This is a genomic window from Ekhidna lutea (assembly GCF_900188325.1).
Classification (GTDB): Bacteria; Bacteroidota; Bacteroidia; order Cytophagales; family Cyclobacteriaceae; genus Ekhidna; species Ekhidna lutea.
In genome coordinates this window covers 664,914-682,209 of sequence record NZ_FZPD01000003.1, presented here as the reverse complement: position 1 = coordinate 682,209, position 17,296 = coordinate 664,914, and the positions used below count along the sequence as shown (strand labels likewise).

At 40.5% G+C, this 17,296-nt stretch carries 22 protein-coding genes; 12 read left to right on the top strand and 10 right to left on the bottom strand.

All coding sequences use genetic code 11. The features are described 5' to 3' along the window. Nucleotides 1-7 precede the first annotated feature (7 nt). The 3 genes from CHB71_RS10950 (at nucleotide 8) to CHB71_RS10940 (ending at nucleotide 2,489) form a co-directional block, all read left to right on the top strand. The gene (locus CHB71_RS10950; protein WP_089356949.1) at nucleotides 8-1,027 is read left to right on the top strand and encodes a DUF6588 family protein; all 1,020 of its coding nucleotides are present in this window, start codon (nucleotides 8-10) and stop codon (nucleotides 1,025-1,027) included. Between the two features lie 137 nt (nucleotides 1,028-1,164). Further along, complete coding sequence (locus CHB71_RS10945) at nucleotides 1,165-1,635, top strand: low molecular weight protein-tyrosine-phosphatase (protein ID WP_089356948.1); 471 nt, start codon at nucleotides 1,165-1,167, stop codon at nucleotides 1,633-1,635. Further along, on the top strand, nucleotides 1,632-2,489 hold the full coding sequence (locus CHB71_RS10940) for a fructosamine kinase family protein (protein WP_089356947.1): 858 nt from the start codon (nucleotides 1,632-1,634) through the stop codon (nucleotides 2,487-2,489). The genes CHB71_RS10945 and CHB71_RS10940 overlap by 4 nt, the downstream gene beginning before the upstream one ends. Here CHB71_RS10940 and CHB71_RS10935 read toward each other — a convergent pair. Continuing rightward, entirely contained in the window at nucleotides 2,472-2,942 is a 471-nt protein-coding gene (locus CHB71_RS10935) for a GNAT family N-acetyltransferase (RefSeq protein WP_089356946.1), read from the bottom strand. The two genes, CHB71_RS10940 and CHB71_RS10935, sit on opposite strands and share 18 nt — an antisense overlap. Continuing rightward, complete coding sequence (locus tag CHB71_RS10930; protein ID WP_089356945.1) at nucleotides 2,939-4,177, bottom strand: aspartate kinase; 1,239 nt, start codon at nucleotides 4,175-4,177, stop codon at nucleotides 2,939-2,941. The genes CHB71_RS10935 and CHB71_RS10930 overlap by 4 nt, the downstream gene beginning before the upstream one ends. A gap of 78 nt (nucleotides 4,178-4,255) precedes the next feature. On the opposite strand from CHB71_RS10930, the gene fbp reads away from it, so the two are divergent. Next, the gene (fbp, locus tag CHB71_RS10925; RefSeq protein ID WP_089356944.1) at nucleotides 4,256-5,263 is read left to right on the top strand and encodes a class 1 fructose-bisphosphatase; all 1,008 of its coding nucleotides are present in this window, start codon (nucleotides 4,256-4,258) and stop codon (nucleotides 5,261-5,263) included. On the opposite strand, the gene CHB71_RS10920 is transcribed toward fbp, so the two are convergent. Then, complete coding sequence (locus tag CHB71_RS10920) at nucleotides 5,238-5,555, bottom strand: hypothetical protein (RefSeq protein WP_089356943.1); 318 nt, start codon at nucleotides 5,553-5,555, stop codon at nucleotides 5,238-5,240. The genes fbp and CHB71_RS10920 overlap by 26 nt on opposite strands. A gap of 60 nt (nucleotides 5,556-5,615) precedes the next feature. Between CHB71_RS10920 and CHB71_RS10915 the strand changes: the two genes are divergently transcribed. Continuing rightward, complete coding sequence (locus tag CHB71_RS10915; RefSeq protein WP_089356942.1) at nucleotides 5,616-6,092, top strand: nuclear transport factor 2 family protein; 477 nt, start codon at nucleotides 5,616-5,618, stop codon at nucleotides 6,090-6,092. On the opposite strand, the gene CHB71_RS10910 is transcribed toward CHB71_RS10915, so the two are convergent. Genes CHB71_RS10910 through yihA form a run of 3 tightly spaced genes read right to left on the bottom strand, consistent with a single transcriptional unit; the run spans nucleotide 6,082 to nucleotide 7,623 of the window. After that, complete coding sequence (locus tag CHB71_RS10910) at nucleotides 6,082-6,534, bottom strand: acyl-CoA thioesterase (RefSeq protein ID WP_245811251.1); 453 nt, start codon at nucleotides 6,532-6,534, stop codon at nucleotides 6,082-6,084. The genes CHB71_RS10915 and CHB71_RS10910 overlap by 11 nt on opposite strands. After that, a complete protein-coding gene (locus tag CHB71_RS10905; protein WP_089356940.1) occupies nucleotides 6,527-6,991 on the bottom strand; it encodes a DUF5606 family protein in 465 nt (154 codons plus the stop codon). Before CHB71_RS10905 ends, CHB71_RS10910 begins: the two co-directional genes overlap by 8 nt. 29 nt (nucleotides 6,992-7,020) lie before the next feature. Next, nucleotides 7,021-7,623 (bottom strand): ribosome biogenesis GTP-binding protein YihA/YsxC, encoded by a 603-nt coding sequence (yihA, locus tag CHB71_RS10900; RefSeq protein WP_089356939.1) that lies wholly within the window; start codon nucleotides 7,621-7,623, stop codon nucleotides 7,021-7,023. 62 nt (nucleotides 7,624-7,685) lie between these two features. Between yihA and ubiE the strand changes: the two genes are divergently transcribed. The 4 genes from ubiE to CHB71_RS10880 are packed head-to-tail and all read left to right on the top strand — an operon-like array spanning nucleotide 7,686 to nucleotide 11,333. Further along, nucleotides 7,686-8,408, top strand: a complete 723-nt coding sequence (gene ubiE, locus CHB71_RS10895; RefSeq protein WP_089356938.1) for a bifunctional demethylmenaquinone methyltransferase/2-methoxy-6-polyprenyl-1,4-benzoquinol methylase UbiE — start codon at nucleotides 7,686-7,688, stop codon at nucleotides 8,406-8,408. Next, complete coding sequence (gene porT, locus CHB71_RS10890) at nucleotides 8,357-9,193, top strand: type IX secretion/gliding motility protein PorT/SprT (RefSeq protein WP_089356937.1); 837 nt, start codon at nucleotides 8,357-8,359, stop codon at nucleotides 9,191-9,193. Before ubiE ends, porT begins: the two co-directional genes overlap by 52 nt. Further along, nucleotides 9,193-9,945: an SDR family NAD(P)-dependent oxidoreductase gene (locus tag CHB71_RS10885; protein WP_089356936.1), complete on the top strand. Its 753-nt coding sequence runs from the start codon at nucleotides 9,193-9,195 to the stop codon at nucleotides 9,943-9,945. The genes porT and CHB71_RS10885 overlap by 1 nt, the downstream gene beginning before the upstream one ends. 38 nt (nucleotides 9,946-9,983) lie before the next feature. Then, entirely contained in the window at nucleotides 9,984-11,333 is a 1,350-nt protein-coding gene (locus CHB71_RS10880) for a saccharopine dehydrogenase family protein (protein ID WP_089356935.1), read from the top strand. 3 nt (nucleotides 11,334-11,336) lie between these two features. Here the strand turns inward: CHB71_RS10880 and CHB71_RS10875 are convergent, their stop codons facing one another. The 3 genes from CHB71_RS10875 to CHB71_RS10865 are packed head-to-tail and all read right to left on the bottom strand — an operon-like array spanning nucleotide 11,337 to nucleotide 13,025. After that, nucleotides 11,337-11,966 carry a hypothetical protein gene (locus tag CHB71_RS10875; protein ID WP_089356934.1) on the bottom strand — a complete coding sequence of 210 codons (630 nt, stop codon included), beginning with the start codon at nucleotides 11,964-11,966 and terminating at the stop codon, nucleotides 11,337-11,339. A 37-nt stretch (nucleotides 11,967-12,003) separates the two neighbouring features. Next, entirely contained in the window at nucleotides 12,004-12,459 is a 456-nt protein-coding gene (rnhA, locus tag CHB71_RS10870) for a ribonuclease HI (RefSeq protein WP_089356933.1), read from the bottom strand. Then, complete coding sequence (locus CHB71_RS10865) at nucleotides 12,456-13,025, bottom strand: MarC family protein (RefSeq protein WP_089356932.1); 570 nt, start codon at nucleotides 13,023-13,025, stop codon at nucleotides 12,456-12,458. Before CHB71_RS10865 ends, rnhA begins: the two co-directional genes overlap by 4 nt. Before the next feature lie 179 nt (nucleotides 13,026-13,204). On the opposite strand from CHB71_RS10865, the gene CHB71_RS10860 reads away from it, so the two are divergent. From CHB71_RS10860 to CHB71_RS10850, 3 genes are all read left to right on the top strand, one after another. Then, nucleotides 13,205-14,512, top strand: a complete 1,308-nt coding sequence (locus tag CHB71_RS10860) for a hypothetical protein (RefSeq protein WP_144017396.1) — start codon at nucleotides 13,205-13,207, stop codon at nucleotides 14,510-14,512. A gap of 64 nt (nucleotides 14,513-14,576) precedes the next feature. After that, complete coding sequence (locus CHB71_RS10855) at nucleotides 14,577-15,485, top strand: MBL fold metallo-hydrolase (protein WP_089356930.1); 909 nt, start codon at nucleotides 14,577-14,579, stop codon at nucleotides 15,483-15,485. Nucleotides 15,486-15,515: 30 nt separating this feature from the next. Next, a complete protein-coding gene (locus tag CHB71_RS10850) occupies nucleotides 15,516-15,914 on the top strand; it encodes a BLUF domain-containing protein (RefSeq protein ID WP_089356929.1) in 399 nt (132 codons plus the stop codon). Nucleotides 15,915-15,926: 12 nt separating this feature from the next. Here CHB71_RS10850 and murA read toward each other — a convergent pair whose 3' ends face one another. Continuing rightward, complete coding sequence (murA, locus tag CHB71_RS10845; protein ID WP_089356928.1) at nucleotides 15,927-17,234, bottom strand: UDP-N-acetylglucosamine 1-carboxyvinyltransferase; 1,308 nt, start codon at nucleotides 17,232-17,234, stop codon at nucleotides 15,927-15,929. Nucleotides 17,235-17,296: the final 62 nt, after the last annotated feature.

Sequence of the window (17,296 nt, the reverse complement as noted above, 5' to 3'; positions counted from 1 at the left end):
CACTGAAATGAAAAAAATATTAATCATACTTTCAATTATCGCATCACCCTTCATTGGAAAAAGCCAGGTTGATTTTGGGAATTTTCTTGAAGCGAGCGCTCAGGATGCAAATACACTTTTAGAGAATTATTTGGAGCCGGCATTCCTTGGTTTCGGATACGGGATCAATAGTGGGTGGTACAATACCGCCAAGCCACATAAACTTTTTGGCTTTGACATCACGCCTACATTCACATTGGCAATGGTGCCATCCAGTGGTGAATTTTTTAGACTTAATGATTCAGACTATACATCACTTCGAGTAGATCCAAACGGACCTACGGATAGCCAGGGTAATTTGATTAGAGATACTCCAACACTTTTTGGACCAAATCTGAATGCAGATTTTCTTCCTATGCTGGAATACACTGACCCAGAAGGCAACAGCTACAGTATCAGTACTCCTACCGGACTAGGTTTAGAAGAATCTATTCCTTTTAATGCGGTTCCTTCCGGGATGATTCAGGTTGGCATTGGTCTCATGAAAAACACAGATTTGAAAATTCGAATAGTTCCAGCAATCGAGTCTGAAAATGAATATTCATTCGAAATGTTTGGTATCGGTGTAATGCACGATCTTAAGCAATGGGTTCCTGGATTTAAGCAACTTCCTTTAGATGTATCCGGGTTTGTGGGCTGGAATAGAATGACCACACAATTATTCCTTGACGCAGATGCTCCTGACCAAATTGCACAATTTCAAACGAATGGATTCACGCTTCAGGGCTTAGTTTCCAAACAACTTTCTATTCTGACCGTTTTTGGAGGCGTGGGTATTGCAAATACCAAAACCACCTTTAACATGCTCGGCACTTATGATACAGAAGCTGGCACTGTTACAGATCCAATCGATTTCAGCTTTTTATCTACCGGACCAAGAATAAACCTTGGATTCAGGCTGAAGCTATTGATTTTAACGCTACATGCGGATTATGCAATTCAGAAATACAACACTCTAACAATTGGGGCTGGTTTCAGTATTAGATAGAACCTAAGAACCGTCTAAACAAAGAAAAGTCCCGTCAAAAACGGGACTTTCTTTTTTACTTGTCAAACAGGTGTATGAATAAATTTGTGTTATGCATTAGATATATACTATCTAATCAAAAAAGGTAACCACCCATTATGATAAAAGTTTTATTTGTTTGTTTAGGTAACATCTGCAGGTCTCCTCTTGCCGAGGCAATTTTCAATAAAAAGCTTCAAAATGAAGGATTAAGCAACAAAATAATGGCTGACTCTGCCGGAACTGGCAACTACCATGTTGGAGAAAATCCTGATCCCAGAACAATAGAAATAGCTGGAAAGCATGGGATTCCGGTAAATCATAAAGGTCAACAATTCAAAAAACACCATCAAACTGACTTTGATTACCTGGTGGCTATGGATCACTCCAATCAAAGCAATATGATTGCTGAAATGGGTGAGCATCCAGAAAAACTTCTCCTAATGCGAGATTTTGACCCATATGGCAAAGGTGAAGATGTTCCGGATCCCTATTACGGAGGCACCAATGGATTTGAAACCGTGTATCAGATTCTGGATAGGTCATTGGTAGAATTCTTAACTTTCCTCAAAAAGAAGCATAACTTATGAATGACTTCCTCGAGCAAGTCATACAAAAACACTTATTATCTGAAATCATTTCTACTTCACATGTATCTGGTGGTTGCATCAATAGTGCTGTAAAGATCAGCACCAAGGAAAGTTCTTATTTCCTGAAATGGAATAAGGCAGAGCTGAAGCAAATGTTTCAGGCAGAAACTGAAGGACTAAAAATCCTTAATAATCTCTCTCCTGTCTTTTCACCTCAGGTAATTGCTCAGGATCAATTGGGCAGTAAATCCTATTTGCTTACCGAATGGATTGAAAAAGGACGACAAACTCCTGATTTCTGGAGAGTTTTCGGCACCAATCTCGCCAAACAGCATAAAATAACCTCCTCGCGCTTTGGGCTTGATCACGATAACTACATAGGAAGCCTGCCTCAATCTAATAAGACGCATAATAGTTGGTACGATTTCTTCGCTGTAGAACGAATAAACCCACAACTAAAACTAGCATCTCATAAAGGTCTGATATCAAACCCTATTCGAAATCAGTTTGAAATCCTTCTTGGAAAGTTGGATCAATTGATCCCGGAAGAACCTCCAGCATTATTACATGGTGATCTTTGGAGTGGGAATTTCATGATCAATTCATCTGGTGAAGCTGCCATCTTCGATCCGGCGGTCCACTATGGGCATAGAGAAACAGAATTGGCTTTCACTCAACTATTTGGCGGGTTTGACCAGGAATTCTATCATTTTTATGAAAAGGAATACCCACTTGAGCCAGGATTTGATCAAAGAGTGGATATTCATAACCTGTACCCACTTCTTGTGCATGTCAATCTTTTTGGGAGCTCGTACCTTTCAGGAGTGATTCAAACATTAAACAGATTTGTTTGAGCGGGCCAGCCTTTTCATGACTGGTAGAAACCGCCCATGCGGATAGCTTGCTTTTTGATCTATTGTTACAAACCCATGTCTAAAATAGAACGATTCAGCGTTTGGGTCCGCCTCCACAATTATTTCATTATTTTCAGGAACCAACTGATCAATTGTCTGCTCAAGTAATTTCGTTCCATAACCACTCCCAATATATCTTGGCAGTAGCCAAAGATGAAGAATCTCAGAACTCATTTTATAATTGACGATTGAACAAAATCCTGAGATTTCATTGTCAACTTCAATCAATAATATCCTCTGCTGCTTAAAGTCATCTTCGCTTAATTGAAGATCATCCATCCAATGCGCAATCCAATCATCCGGATAGCCCCAATGCTTTTTAGATTGAACACTTATCTTATTAAGTATTGGAATATCAACTATTTCGGCTCTCCTGAAAAACAGACTACTCATCTATACAAAACCTGATAGTTATTCGAAGTTTTCTGTTCCATAATCACAGAACGATTCCATGGCAATTTGTTGAATGCATCCGGCGTATAGTTTTTAATTGTAGCCAGGTTCAATGGACTATCAAAAGACAAAATAAAATCGCGGTTTAGCAGTTCCTTGATTCGCTTTGATTTAAACTCTTTGTTGTCAATACAAAATGAAAATGTCAAAGCCGAATTCTGCATCAAATTGATCTTGATGTTCAGCAAATCAAGCACCTGGAGGATTAACCCCAATTTTTTCTCATCCATAAAGCTATGATCCTTTACCTGCGCCGTGACCAAAAGTTGATTGCCTTTAAAAATGAAGCAGGGAATCATTTTAGTTGTATTTTCTGAAGCAATAGTAGTTCCCGGCTTGCCCTTATCCAGAAACGAGCGCACAATCAGCGGAATGCTTTTTTGTGCAATCGGTTTTAACGTCTTTGGGTGGATAACCTGCGCCCCGTAATAGGTCATTTCAGTGACTTCACGATAACTCAGTTTTTCATACTGCTCTGTTCCATCCAGTATACGTGGATCTGCATTTAAAATCCCGGGGACATCTTTCCATACCGTAAAACCATCCGCATTGAGACAGTAAGCCAGAATAGCACCAGTATAATCGGAACCTTCTCTCCCAAGTGTGGTAGAATTACCTTCAAGATCAGAACCAATAAAGCCTTGTGTAACAACAACACTTTCCTCCGCAATTGGCTTTAGGTTCTGGATAATTTGTTTTTCGGTAACTACCCAGTCAACATTTGCTTCTGTGAAGTATTGGTCCGTTCTGATAACAGATCGAGCATCATACCAGACACTATTCACTTTAGAACTCAAATATGCTTCTACAATGGATGTAGACATAAGCTCACCATGGGGAACCACTTTATCATAAGCAAGCATTGGTTCACACTCACTCAGATCTTTAAGCGCACTCTCCAAAGATTTTTCGAATCCAATATATCGCTCTGGTAATTCGATTCCCAGCTCTTTAATTACACCCCGATGGTACGATTTTACCCATTCAAGTTCTTTTGAATAATCTTTTCCACCATGGGCCTGCTTGACTAGCTCCTCGAGTTTATTGGTAATCTTACCCATTGCAGACACGACCACCACCACCCTTTCAGCAGCGTGAGATGAAACGATTTCAGCCAAATTTTTGACCCCTTGCGCATCCTTTACAGATGCACCACCAAACTTGAAAATCTGCATAATGCAAACGTTATAACTAGTGAATGAATTAATTTCGTGGTTTGAAAAGCAAAATTTAATTCTGAATTAACACCCCACATGAACAAAAGTAAGCTTGGGCTACCGATAGGAACAACCTTAGACCGCTTTATTAAACAAAAAGAGGATGAATTTTCCTCAGCCACTGGTGAACTATCTCAACTTTTGAGGGATATCGCGCTTGCTGGAAAGATCATTAATAAAGAGGTGAACAAGTCTGGTTTACTTGACATCACCGGTGGTTTTGGAGAGAAAAACGTACAGGGTGAAGATCAGCAAAAACTTGACGTAGTAGCAGATATTCGTTTCACTCGGGCACTAAAAAACGGAGGAATGACTTGTGCTGTAGTTTCTGAGGAAGAGCAGGAAATCATCCACCTCAACCCAAATTGCAGATATGTTGTAGCCATTGATCCACTTGACGGCAGTTCTAATATCGACGTAAACGTATCTATTGGAACAATTTTCTCCATTTACAAACGAATTTCACCAGTCGGTGGGCCTGTTCAGGATGAAGATGTGCTGCAAAAAGGCACTGAGCAAGTGGCAGCAGGATACATTCTTTACGGATCATCCACTATGCTGGTTTACACCACTGGTCGTGGAGTCCATGGGTTTACTTTGGAGCCAAGTCTTGGAGAATTTGTTCTATCCCACAATAAAATGAAAAGCCCAAAAGATGGAAAAATCTACTCCATCAATGAGGGTAACTACTTTGCTTTTGATGAATGGGTGAGAGCATATGTAGATGATTGTAAGAAAAAAGGCATGACCGCCCGATATATCGGATCATTGGTAGCTGATTTTCATAGAAATATGATGAAGGGTGGTATCTATCTTTATCCAAATACTGAAAAAGCACCAAATGGTAAGCTGAGACTTCTATATGAATGTAATGCGCTTGCATTCATCGCAGAGCAATCAGGTGGAGTGGCTACAAATGGTAAAGAGCGAATTCTGGACATTCAGCCAACCACCTTTCATCAGAGATCGCCATTGTATATAGGCTCGTCGGAGATGGTGGAGTATGCTACCTCTTTTATCAAGGCTGATACTGTTGCCGGGTAATCACTTTCTGTTTTTCTCGTTCGATAATTGCCTTTGCCATGTTTGGCGCAATTTCGCCCTGCTTTGAGTTTTGCAAAAGGCTTTTTACTTGATTTTCAGGAATATCAATACGATATAGCGCATTAAGAAGGCGGTTGAGGTCGTGATCCAATAGGTGATTAACTTGTTTGGTTAGGAACTCCTCCAGCCGATCAAATTCATTTTCCCCCTCCCCAAATTCCAATTGATCCTCTAATCCTAAATCCTTGTGAATCAGTTGGTAACTCTGTCTTGCTAGTGTAACTTCATCCATGTCCTTTGCGCTGATTAAGGCAATTATCAATGAATTTTTCAGACTTTGAAAAACACAATCATGAAAAAACTATTATTATTTATTCTAATCTGTACGGTTCCCGCTATTTCTTCCGCCCAAAGTGATGAAAAAGAAACCATAATGAAAGTGATAAATCAAGTATTTGAAGCTATGCGTACCCGCGACAGCACCTTGCTCAAGCAATGCTTTACCGAAGCACCCAATACTTTCACAGCTTTTATAAATCAGGAAGGTGAATCAAAACTTTCTATTGGAGATTTTAGTCGATTTGTTAATGCAGTAGGCCAGCCAAAGGAGCAAGTATGGAATGAGCCGATCTGGAATGAGAAAGTAGAAATTGACGGGAACCTGGCTTCAGTATGGGTGGATTATGCTTTTTACGTCGATGATCAGTTTTCCCACTGCGGAGTAGATGCTTTTCACCTTATCAAAAGAGATGATGGTTGGAAAATATTCCATCTGGTGGATACGAGAAGAAAAACAGGTTGTGAAGTGCCAGATGAATTTAAGCCTTAACCTTATCGGGAATCCACTCGAAATCTTCTGATTTTATCCCATCATTTAATAGGCCGCTTAACTCAGCAGGAGGTACAGTTGTTCTACGCTTTTCAATATCTAACCATGCACCATCAACATCGATCTTTGCTGAAAGATCTCCATCTTTTGTATAGATATTATGGCGAAATGACCATTTAGACCCGTCTTTCCGAAGTTTAGATATTGTAAACCCTACCTCGAACTCTTCATTCATTCGGATTTCCTTAAAAAATCTCGTATCCTCTCTGAAAAGTATTGGACCTACATTCATTTCCAGTAGTTTCTGAAAAGGCATACTGATCTCCTCAAAGTACATCAAGCGGGCTTGTGCACAGTAGTCGTTGTAGGCCGTATGACGCATGTGTCCATTTGGATCCAAATCTGCCCAGCGAACTCTAAATTTATACTTTACCTCACTCACCCTTGTCCTCTTCTTTCTTCTTTGCTGGCTTTTTAGTTTCCTTTTTCTTTTCTTCCTTTTTCTCAGCCAGAACATCTGGTGCTTGCTTCACCAATTGATCATACCAGCTAACCACTTTTTTGATGTCAGAAACATAAACCCTGCTCTCATCATAGTCTGGCAGAACAAACTTTAAGAAAGCTTTCAGTTCTTCAGGACTACTGTTTTTATCCAGATCGGTATCACCATCAAATTCCTTGTGAATCTTTTTCATCACATCTTCCAATGGCACTGCTCCCTCCGCATCTGTTGTGTAGATGGAGATCTCAGAAAGTATGCTCACCTTATTGTGCATGGTGGCCACCATTTTCTTTTTATGCTCATCGAGGCTTTCGAGTATCACCCCTGTTCGAGTTGGTTGAACAATATTGAAAAGTGTGCCTTTTCCAGAAACCGATGCTATATCGCTGAATTCCATATGTTATTTTTTGAGGTCGCAAAAATATCCTATCCTACTATCTCTGCATTAATTCGTTCAATAAATTCCAATATTTCTTCTCCTCCAACCCGATCTGCTGAAGAAGTAATAAATGTGGGAGGCAACTCCTCCCAGGTTTTTTTCATGATTTTTTTATACAATGCCACATTTGATTGGATTTGGGTCTTTCCCAGTTTATCTGCTTTAGTAAACACTATGCTAAAAGGAATAGCCTCTGTCCCCAGCCATTCCATAAATTCTAAATCTATCTTTTGTGGCTCATGCCTACTGTCTACTAACACAAATACACATGCTAAACTCTGGCGTTGTTCCAGATAAGAGTGAATCATTTTTTTCCAGGCTGCTTTGTTTGTCTTTGATGTTTGAGCCCAACCATAACCCGGAAGATCCACCAAATACCAGGATTCATTAATCAAGAAATGATTAATCAACTGTGTTTTTCCAGGCGTAGATGAAGTTTTTGCGAGCTTCTTACGATTAGTCATATGGTTAATCAAGCTGGATTTTCCCACGTTGGAGCGGCCAATGAAAGCATATTCCGGCCTATCGGGAGGAGGACACCCTGACACATCAGGACTACTAATTACAAATTCGGCTGATTTTATCTGCATGAGGAAGAAACTGATAACATTTGAACCGTACAAGGGTTTAATCCACTAATATTGCGGCAATTATGACGGTACTTCCTTACAAAGATAAGTCGGATGCGAAGAAGAAGCAGGTGGCAGAAATGTTTGATAGCATTTCGGGCAAGTACGACTTTTTAAATCATTTTTTAAGCCTTGGTATTGATATCAGATGGCGTAAGAAAGCCATTAAAATGCTGCGAGACCTTGAGCCCAAACACATACTTGATATAGCAACAGGTACTGGTGATTTTGCCATTGAATCTTTAAAACTCAACCCTGAAAAGGTCGTGGGAGTAGATATTTCTGAAGGCATGCTGAATGTAGGTCGTGAGAAAATGAAGAAAAAAGGGATTGCAGATATCATCGACATGCAATCCGGGGATTCTGAAAACCTGCAATTCGAAGACAATAGCTTTGATGCGGTGATCGTTGCTTTTGGAGTGAGAAACTTTGAAAATCTGGAAAAAGGACTAGCAGAAATGAATCGGGTGCTTCGACCTGGTGGAAGAGCGGTGATTCTCGAGTTTTCGAAACCGACTGTATTTCCATTCAAACAATTATATAATTTTTATTTTCGTTGGATATTACCGAAGATTGGAAAGGTGGTATCTAAAGATAATGCAGCATACACCTACTTGCCCGAATCTGTAAATGAATTTCCATTTGGGGATAAATTTTTAAGGATTTTGGAGAAAACAGGATATAAAAACACTAAATGCAAACCATTAACCCTAGGCATCAGCTCTATTTACGTGGGAGAAAAGTAGCCATTGCTTGTTTGCTCATTTTGGGAATGGGGCATTCTTCTCAGGCTCAAAACAACCCGACTGATAACCTCATTAACTATGGGGATCAATGGATTCATTATGGTTTTTTAATCGGAGTACATTCATCTAAATACATGATCCGGTATTCGGATCAGTTTACTTCTCCAGCAATGGATACTGTTCACTCCATCATTCCCGGAAATCTGGGAGGGTTTAAGTTGGGGTTTGTGATTAACATGAAAGTAGCGCAATATCTGGATTTTCGGATTTTACCAACGGTGGGATTTTATGAAAATGACCTCAGTTACCGTTTTACAAATGGGGTAACCCAACGTGAGCTAAAAGATGCTACTATGGTGGAGTTACCATTGCTACTGAAATATAAGTCCGCAAGAAGAGGCAATCTGGCCATGTATATGGTTGCTGGAATCAATCCATCGCTGGAAGCTGCCGGCAAGGGAGATGAGCAGGATGTTGGACAGAAATTAGAGCTGAGAAACTGGAATCTAGCCATAGATGTGGGGGTTGGTTTAGATATGTACTTCGCCTACTTCAAATTTTCACCGGAGATCAGGTATTCGTATGGGCTGAGGAATATGCTCACTGACAACCAAAACGACTTCAGCGTGGGGCTAGACAAACTGACAACTCAAAACCTGGGTATTTTCATCACCTTTGAAGGGGGGCCTAGCGGGAAGAGGAAATTAGGAGGGAAAACAAAAGGAGCCGGCCAGATTCAGGCAAGGCAAAAGAAAAGATTGAAAAAAGGAAAAGGAGGAAGATAATGAGCCAACCAATCGCACTTATCACCGGAACTACAAGCGGTATCGGGGAAGCAACCGCACGTCTACTATCTGAAAAGTATCGACTTATCATCTGTGGCCGACGAAAAGATCGACTTGAAAAACTACAAAATGAATTGGTGGGTGAAGTGCAAATTTTATGCTTTGATGTACGAGACAAAGAAGCTGTTTTTGCTTCGATTGAATCATTACCCACTGATTGGAAAAAAATTGATGTATTAATCAACAATGCAGGTAATGCGCATGGCCTGGATTTTATCCATGAAGGCAGTACGGAAGATTGGGATGCGATGATGGATATTAATGTGAAGGGCTTATTATACGTCAGTAAAGCAATTATTCCGCAAATGGTTGAAAGAAAAAAGGGTCATATTGTCAATGTTAGCTCTATAGCTGGCCTTGAGGTCTATCAACGAGGGAATGTCTACTGCGCTTCTAAGCATGCCGTTGACGCTTTGACAAAAGGCATGAGGATGGATTTAAATGAGCACGGAATTAAAGTAACATCCATTGATCCAGGGCTTGTCGAGACCGAATTTAGTGAAGTGAGATTCAAAGGAGACTCAGATCGTGCTAGTCAGGTTTATCAAAACTTCACTCCCCTCACCGCTCATGATGTAGCGGAAACTATTGAATTTACACTTAATAGGCCTCCACATGTGATGATTGGAGACCTATTGATTTTACCTACAGATCAGGCTACCAGCACAATTGTGAATAAAAAAAGCAAATAGTCTTTTTGAAAGATTTGCGATAAACACATATTTGCCGGATGCAAAATATCCTGATCATCGGGGCGGGCAAATCATCAACCGCATTAATAAACTATTTACTGGATCACGCTACAGAAGAGCAATGGAACATTACCATCGCGGAAAAGGATCTGAAGCTTGCTGAATCAAAGATCAAGGACCACCCACAAGCTAAGGCTGTTCCTTTTGATGTATTTGACGAGGAGATTCTCACAAATCTCGTAGGTGAGCATGAGTTGATCATTTCTATGCTACCAGCCTCTTTGCATATCCATGTGGCTCGCAAATGCGCTGAGCTTAAAAAACATTTTCTTACTGCCTCTTATCTAACAGAAGAAATTAAATCGCTTCATGGTCAGTTTGAGAATGCAGGTAAGTTGATGATAATGGAAATGGGACTTGACCCGGGCATTGATCACATGTCAGCAATGAAAGTCCTGGATGAATTAAGGGAAAAGAAGTATGAACTGACTGGCTTTGAGACCTTTACTGGTGGCCTTGTGGCTGAAGAATCAGTTGGCGATAATCCGTGGAAGTATAAGTTTACCTGGAATCCAAGAAACGTTGTGTTAGCTGGTCAAGGAACTTGTAAATTCATTCAGGAGGGTAGATATAAATACATTCCCTATCAAAAGCTCTTTAGAAGAACGGAGGCCATTTACATCCCTGATCATGGATACTTTGAAGGATACGCAAACAGGGACTCGCTTTCCTACCTGGACGTCTACAACCTTCGAGGAATCAAAACATTATACAGAGGGACTCTTAGGAGGCCCGGATACTGTGCGGCCTGGGATGTGTTTGTACAACTTGGTGCCACAGACGATACCTATGAGATGGAAAATGTGTCCAACATGACACACAGGCAATTTATCAATTCCTTCCTTTCGTATAATCCCAAGGACTCAATTGAACTGAAACTAGCACATTATCTTAGTCTGGACCTGGATAACGGAATCATGTTTAAGCTTAAATGGCTCGGAATGTTTGACGATGAGCTTGTAGGCTTAAATCAGGGAACACCAGCACAGATACTGGAACATATCTTAAAGAAGAAGTGGACGCTGGAGCCGCATGATAAGGACATGATCGTGATGTGGCACAAGTTTAATTTTGTGGCGGATGGAAAACCACGACAAATTGAATCCAGCATGGTTACAATGGGGGATGATGAAGTGAATACCGCAATGTCAAAAACTGTTGGATTACCGTTAGCTATAGCAGCGAAACTAATTCTTCAAGGTAAGATAAAGCTGAGTGGAGTACACGTTCCAATTAAAAAAGAAATCTATGAGCCTGTATTGGATGAGTTAACCAATACTGGGCTTGTGTTTAGTGAACGTGAGGTAGAGCCTACCTTCTACTCATAGCATCTATTTGATCACATGCGCTTTCACTACTGAGTCAATTTCAGCCATCACCAAATCAATTTCAGTGATATCATTCTCCAGATGATCATCGATAAGACGCTGTAGGTGAGCTGCAATTTTAATCTCGTCCTCTTTCTGCTGCCCTCTGGCAAACCGAATGGAGTTTTGCAGGTGATCCATGGCGTGATGAATGGTAATTCTTGCTTCTTCTTTTTTGCCCTCTCTAATGAATTGCTCAGAAATTCTGAGTGATGCAAAAGCAAGTGAGTTCATGGCATCTGCAAATGCCTCGTACATCAAATCATTATTGATATCCTCTGCCTTGATATGCTCTTCTACAACCTGAAGATCGTAAATGGCAATCTCGATAGCCCCAGTACTGATACTATCTCCGTCCTCCTCCAGAAGCTTCATCATTTTGATAGCATCTTCCAAAAAGCCAATAGCTGCCAGTGACTTATGATCCTGCATGGTTCGATCTGCAGTATTCATTAATAAGTCAGGCTCGGTTGCTAAATCCGTAAGGTTCGGATTTTCCATTTTCAAATCCCGCTGCACTTTAAAATAAATCACCATTGAGCCAATCACAATCGCTGCGAATAAGAAGTAGAAAATGCCTTTATTGAAATTCATGATTCAAGTATTATATCTGATAGACTAAAATAAGAGATTATGCCCTATCTTTTTCAAATGCGGCATCTACTTTCAGGTTTTTTCGTTCAGCAGCCTCTACAGCCAGTTGATCGCATCGTTCATTCTCCGGATGACCCGCATGCCCTTTCACCCATTGAAAGCGTACGTTATGTGGAGCCGATGCTTTAAGGTATCTCTCCCATAGGTCTCGATTCTTTTTCCCCTTAAAATCCTTAACCACCCAACCCTTTAGCCAGCCTTTGGTTACTGCATCTACCACATACTTGCTGTCAGATACCACCATCACATTCCACCCGGGCTTCTTTATAGCTTCCAGGCCTGCAATCACAGCTAAAAGCTCCATACGATTATTTGTAGTCATGCGAAATCCATCTGAGAGTTCTTTCTCCTTGTCACCGTACCGAAGGATTGTACCATAGCCTCCAGGACCCGGATTTCCTTTGGCGGCACCATCTGTAAACATTTTTATCATGCCAAAAGGTGGTTTTTGAAGATTTTGATCGCGATAGCTAAAAGTACAATACCGAACACTTTTCTAAGGATATTAAACCCTGCAGTTCCGATCTTTCGCTCAAGCCAGCCACACGTTTTCAAAACCAGGTAGACGAAAATCAAATTGACTGCAATACCAACAAGAATATTATAAGTTGAAAACTCTGCCTTTAACGAAACCAAAGTGGTCATGGTACCTGCTCCGGCGATTAAAGGGAATGCCAGTGGTACAATAGATGCGCTTTTCATCTCTTCCGGATCAGATCGGAAAAATTGCCTCCCCAGAATCATTTCCATCCCAAGCAAGAACATGACAATCGCTCCTGCAATTGCAAAGGAATTAATATCAATACCAAAGAGGTTGAGGATACTTTCTCCCAGAAAAAGGAAAATCACCATAATCACGCCTGAGACAATAGTGGCCTTTTCAGATTGCACATGCCCAAACTTTTTTCTTAAATCAATGATGATTGGAACGCTTCCTAAAATGTCTATTACAGAGAACAAAATGAGGGAAACACTTATAATTTCTTTAAAATTGAACATCCGATTGGTTTAACATGTGATATTTAACACAAAACTAATGTGATCAGCAACCGTAATAGCATAAAAATTATTCAATTTGCAAACATTTTATTTGCCAACACTTAGTTACCATTTGGCATTGTTTTGGCCCGAATAATTTTAAGACAAAAGGCAAAGACTAAAATTCAATTCAAAAGGACATGATTAAATCAACTTTTTGCACATTTCTGGTGCTCATATCTACATTCTCTTTCGCACAAAATGGCTGGAACTGGCCTGATGATCCGGATATGAAAACCCAGGCCATGGAAAAGCAGGCATATTATAAGCTCCTGATCGCGCAGAGCAAATATGCTGAAGCAATGAAGCCGCTTAACTGGCTTTATAAAAACAACCCAGATTTAAATCCATCTATTTATATACAAGGAGTGGACTGCATTGAGGATATGCTGAAAAAAAACTCTGATAAAGAAAGAAAAGAGCGACTTCAAGACTCACTATTGTGGATGTACGATCAGCGGATGGAGTATTTTGATAATGATGCTGCGACGATGGATCGCAAAGTGTACGAAGCTTTTAAGCTGTATTATAAATCTCCGGCCAAATACCCAATGCTTGCAAATTTGTATGCTCAGGCTTATGAAATGAATGGTCCGGAAATTTCCACCTTCAACCTAAATACCTATATGCTCCTGGCTAAAAATTATCATCAGGTTGATCCAGTGAAAATGCCCGCGGAGAAGGTACTTGATATTCACACGCAAATCTCTGAAATCATTGATCAGAAACGAAAAAACGGTGAAAATGCGGATAAGCTCGATAAGGAGCAGGCAAAAACTGATGCCTGGCTTAGCTCCATTCCAGGAATTCTTACCTGTGAATTCATTGAAGACAAATTGGTCCCTAAGTTCAGGTCTAATCCTGAAGATTTGGAAACAGCGAAGAAGATTTTCAAATACTCCGTTCAGGCTAAGTGCACTGATCAGCCATACTTTCTAGAGGCTAGCGAACCTGTGTTTAAAGAGCTGCCATCTTATAGTTTGGCAAATGCCATTGGTAGTAGATATCTCGCAATTGGTGAAATCAACAAAGGACTCCAATACCATGAAGAAGCAGCTAAATTGGCTTCCACTAATGAAGAAAAATTTGAAGCCTTAATGGGACAGGCTGTAGCGAACAGTAAACTTGGTAATAAATCCAGATCAAGAACGCTCGCCTATGAAGCACTTAGCGCTAAACCAGGTTCTGCTGAGGCTTATAACCTCATTGGCAATTTGTACTTTACCAGTTTTGATGATTGCAAAGGCGATAAAAGCAAAGTGATGGACAGAGGAGTGTTTCTGGCTGCTCACAAAATGTATGAAAAAGCTGGCAATCAGGCACAAATGGCAGCATCTAAAGAGCAGTTCCCTTCAATAGAAGAAATATTCAATGAAGGCATGGAGGAAGGACAAACCATTACAGTCGGTTGCTGGATCAATGAGTCAGTAAAACTTCAGCGACGTTAATTCTAAAAAAAAAGAAATAGTCTATCAAGCCCTGCCTCTGGTAGGGCTTTTTTAATTTTAGCTAATGAAGTACCTCTTTGCTACCACCATCCTCATTTGTTGCATTTTCTCTCATGCTCAGCAAATCATCGTTTTAGGCACTGCTCAAGATGGAGGATTCCCACATATTGGCTGCCAGAATGAATGCCTGAAAGCTCACAAGAATCCAAAAATGGCCCGATATGTTACATCACTTGCCCTGGTGGACCCAGTAACCAGACAGTGGTGGATGTTTGAAGCCTCTCCTGACCTGGACAAACAACTACAATATTTCAGAGACCTGACGGATGGTCAGTATCCATATTTACCCTCAGGAATTTTTGTTACGCACGCACATATTGGGCACTATACTGGTCTCATGTTTCTTGGAAAAGAGGCTTTGGGAGCCAAAGATGTAAAAGTTTATGCGCTACCAAAAATGATTGAATTTCTTAAGTCTGATGGGCCATGGAGTCAATTGGTTAGCTATGAAAACGTTAGTCCAATTGTTATGATTGAAGATCAACCTCTTCCGATTACTAATACGATAACAGTTGAAGCCTTTACGGTTCCTCATCGGGATGAATATTCTGAAACCGCAGGATTCAAAATCTCCACACTCAACAAGGGATATATATTCATTCCAGATATCGACAAATGGTACAAATGGGATAGAAAAATTGTAGACATGGTCAAGGATGTGACTATTGATCATGCATTTATAGATGCTACTTTCTTCAAAGATGGTGAGTTGCCAAACCGTCCCATGAGTGAAATGCCCCATCCTTTTGTAGAGGAGACCATGCTGCTATTTGATAGCGAGCCGGCAAGCGTGAAGAGCAAGATCAAGTTTATTCATCTTAATCATACCAATCCACTTCTGTTTGACAAAAAGGCTCAAAACGAAGTGAAAGGCAAAGGATACGATCTTGCGGAGCAGGGAGAAAAGTACTAATTTAATTCTTCCATTTTAATCATCGCCACCATGTTTGAGCTAGTCTATCATTCAAAAGCCCAACCAAAAGTCGATATAACTGATATTTTGGAAGTCTCACGAGCTAATAACAAAAAATATAATATCACCGGGTGTTTAATTTACTTCAACAATAAGTTCATTCAAGTGCTTGAAGGTGATGAGCCTGCGGTTCAGGAAATCTATTCCAAGATTGAAAAGGATGACAGACACTATGATGTAACACTCTTCTACCTTGGCACAATCGAGAGCCGTGAATTCAAAACCTGGAGTATGGGATTTTTTGAATGTGACAATTCAATAATGCAAACAAAATTCAGCATTAATGAAAAGGTGCTTGCCGAAAGATCTGAAACTTCTATTAAAGAAGTTAAGCTTTTTTGGAAAGACATAAAAAGAATTATGGAATGAGGAGCGTTCAGCCTACCCTACACGCTCAATCTTAGCTCCCAAAGCATTCAATCTATCATCTATGAATTGATAGCCACGATCAATCTGATCAATGTTGTGAATGGTGCTAACTCCCTCTGCAGACATGGCAGCTATCAATAGAGATACTCCTGCTCGTATATCAGGGGATGTCATTGTGATTCCTCTAAGTGGATATGCACGATCCAATCCAATTACTGTGGCCCTGTGTGGATCACAAAGGATAATTTGCGCGCCCATATCAATTAGCTTATCTACAAAGAATAAGCGACTTTCAAACATTTTTTGATGGATAAGAGCTGTACCTCGTGCCTGTGTGGCTGTTACCAGAATCACGCTCAATAAATCAGGCGTTAACCCAGGCCAGATGGCATCAGCGATGGTCAAAATAGAACCATCGATATAGGAATCAATTTCATAATGCTCCTGAGCTGGAATATGAATATCATCATCTTTAAAATTCATTTTAATGCCCAGCCGCATAAAGGTCTCGGGAATTATACCAAGCTCCTCTATACGTGCATCTTTGATGATAAGGCTGGACTTGGTCATTGCAGCCATGCCGATAAAACTACCCACCTCAATCATATCAGGAAGTAAGGTATGCTCTGTGCCGTTGAGGGATTTTACACCTTCGATTCGTAGTAAGTTCGAACCAACTCCTTCAATATTAGCTCCCATTCGGATGAGCATTTTACAAAGCTGTTGGATATATGGCTCACAAGCTGCATTATAAATGGTCGTGAGTCCTTCTGCCATCACTGCCGCCATGATGATATTGGCAGTACCTGTAACTGAAGCTTCGTCAAGAAGCATGTATGCACCTTTTAAATTGGTGCCATCTACCGTATAAAATGAGGTTTTCGAATCGTAGTTAAACTTAGCTCCCAGCTTCTGGAAACCGACGAAATGGGTATCCAGTCTTCTTCGTCCAATTTTATCGCCTCCGGGCTTTGGCATCCTGCCTGTTCCAAAGCGAGAAAGTAATGGCCCAAGGATCATAATTGAACCTCGAAGTGCTGAGGCCTTATCCTTAAAATCTTCTGTGTTTAAAAAGTCGAGGTTGACATTGGCGGCTTTGAAAGTGCATGACTCTCCGCCATTTTTTGATACTTCCACTCCCATGTCCTCCAACAAGTCAATAAGCTTAAGGACATCACGAATCTGAGGAATCTTATGAATAACCACTTCCTGATCTGTCAATAAGACAGCAGATATGATCTGAAGTGCTTCGTTTTTGGCTCCTTGAGGGATGATTTCACCGTTTAGCTGGTGACCGCCTTCTACCCGAAAAGATGACATTATGGATTTTGAGATTTGATGATTTGAAAATTATTCGATTAGGTAACGAAGCTATTAAATAG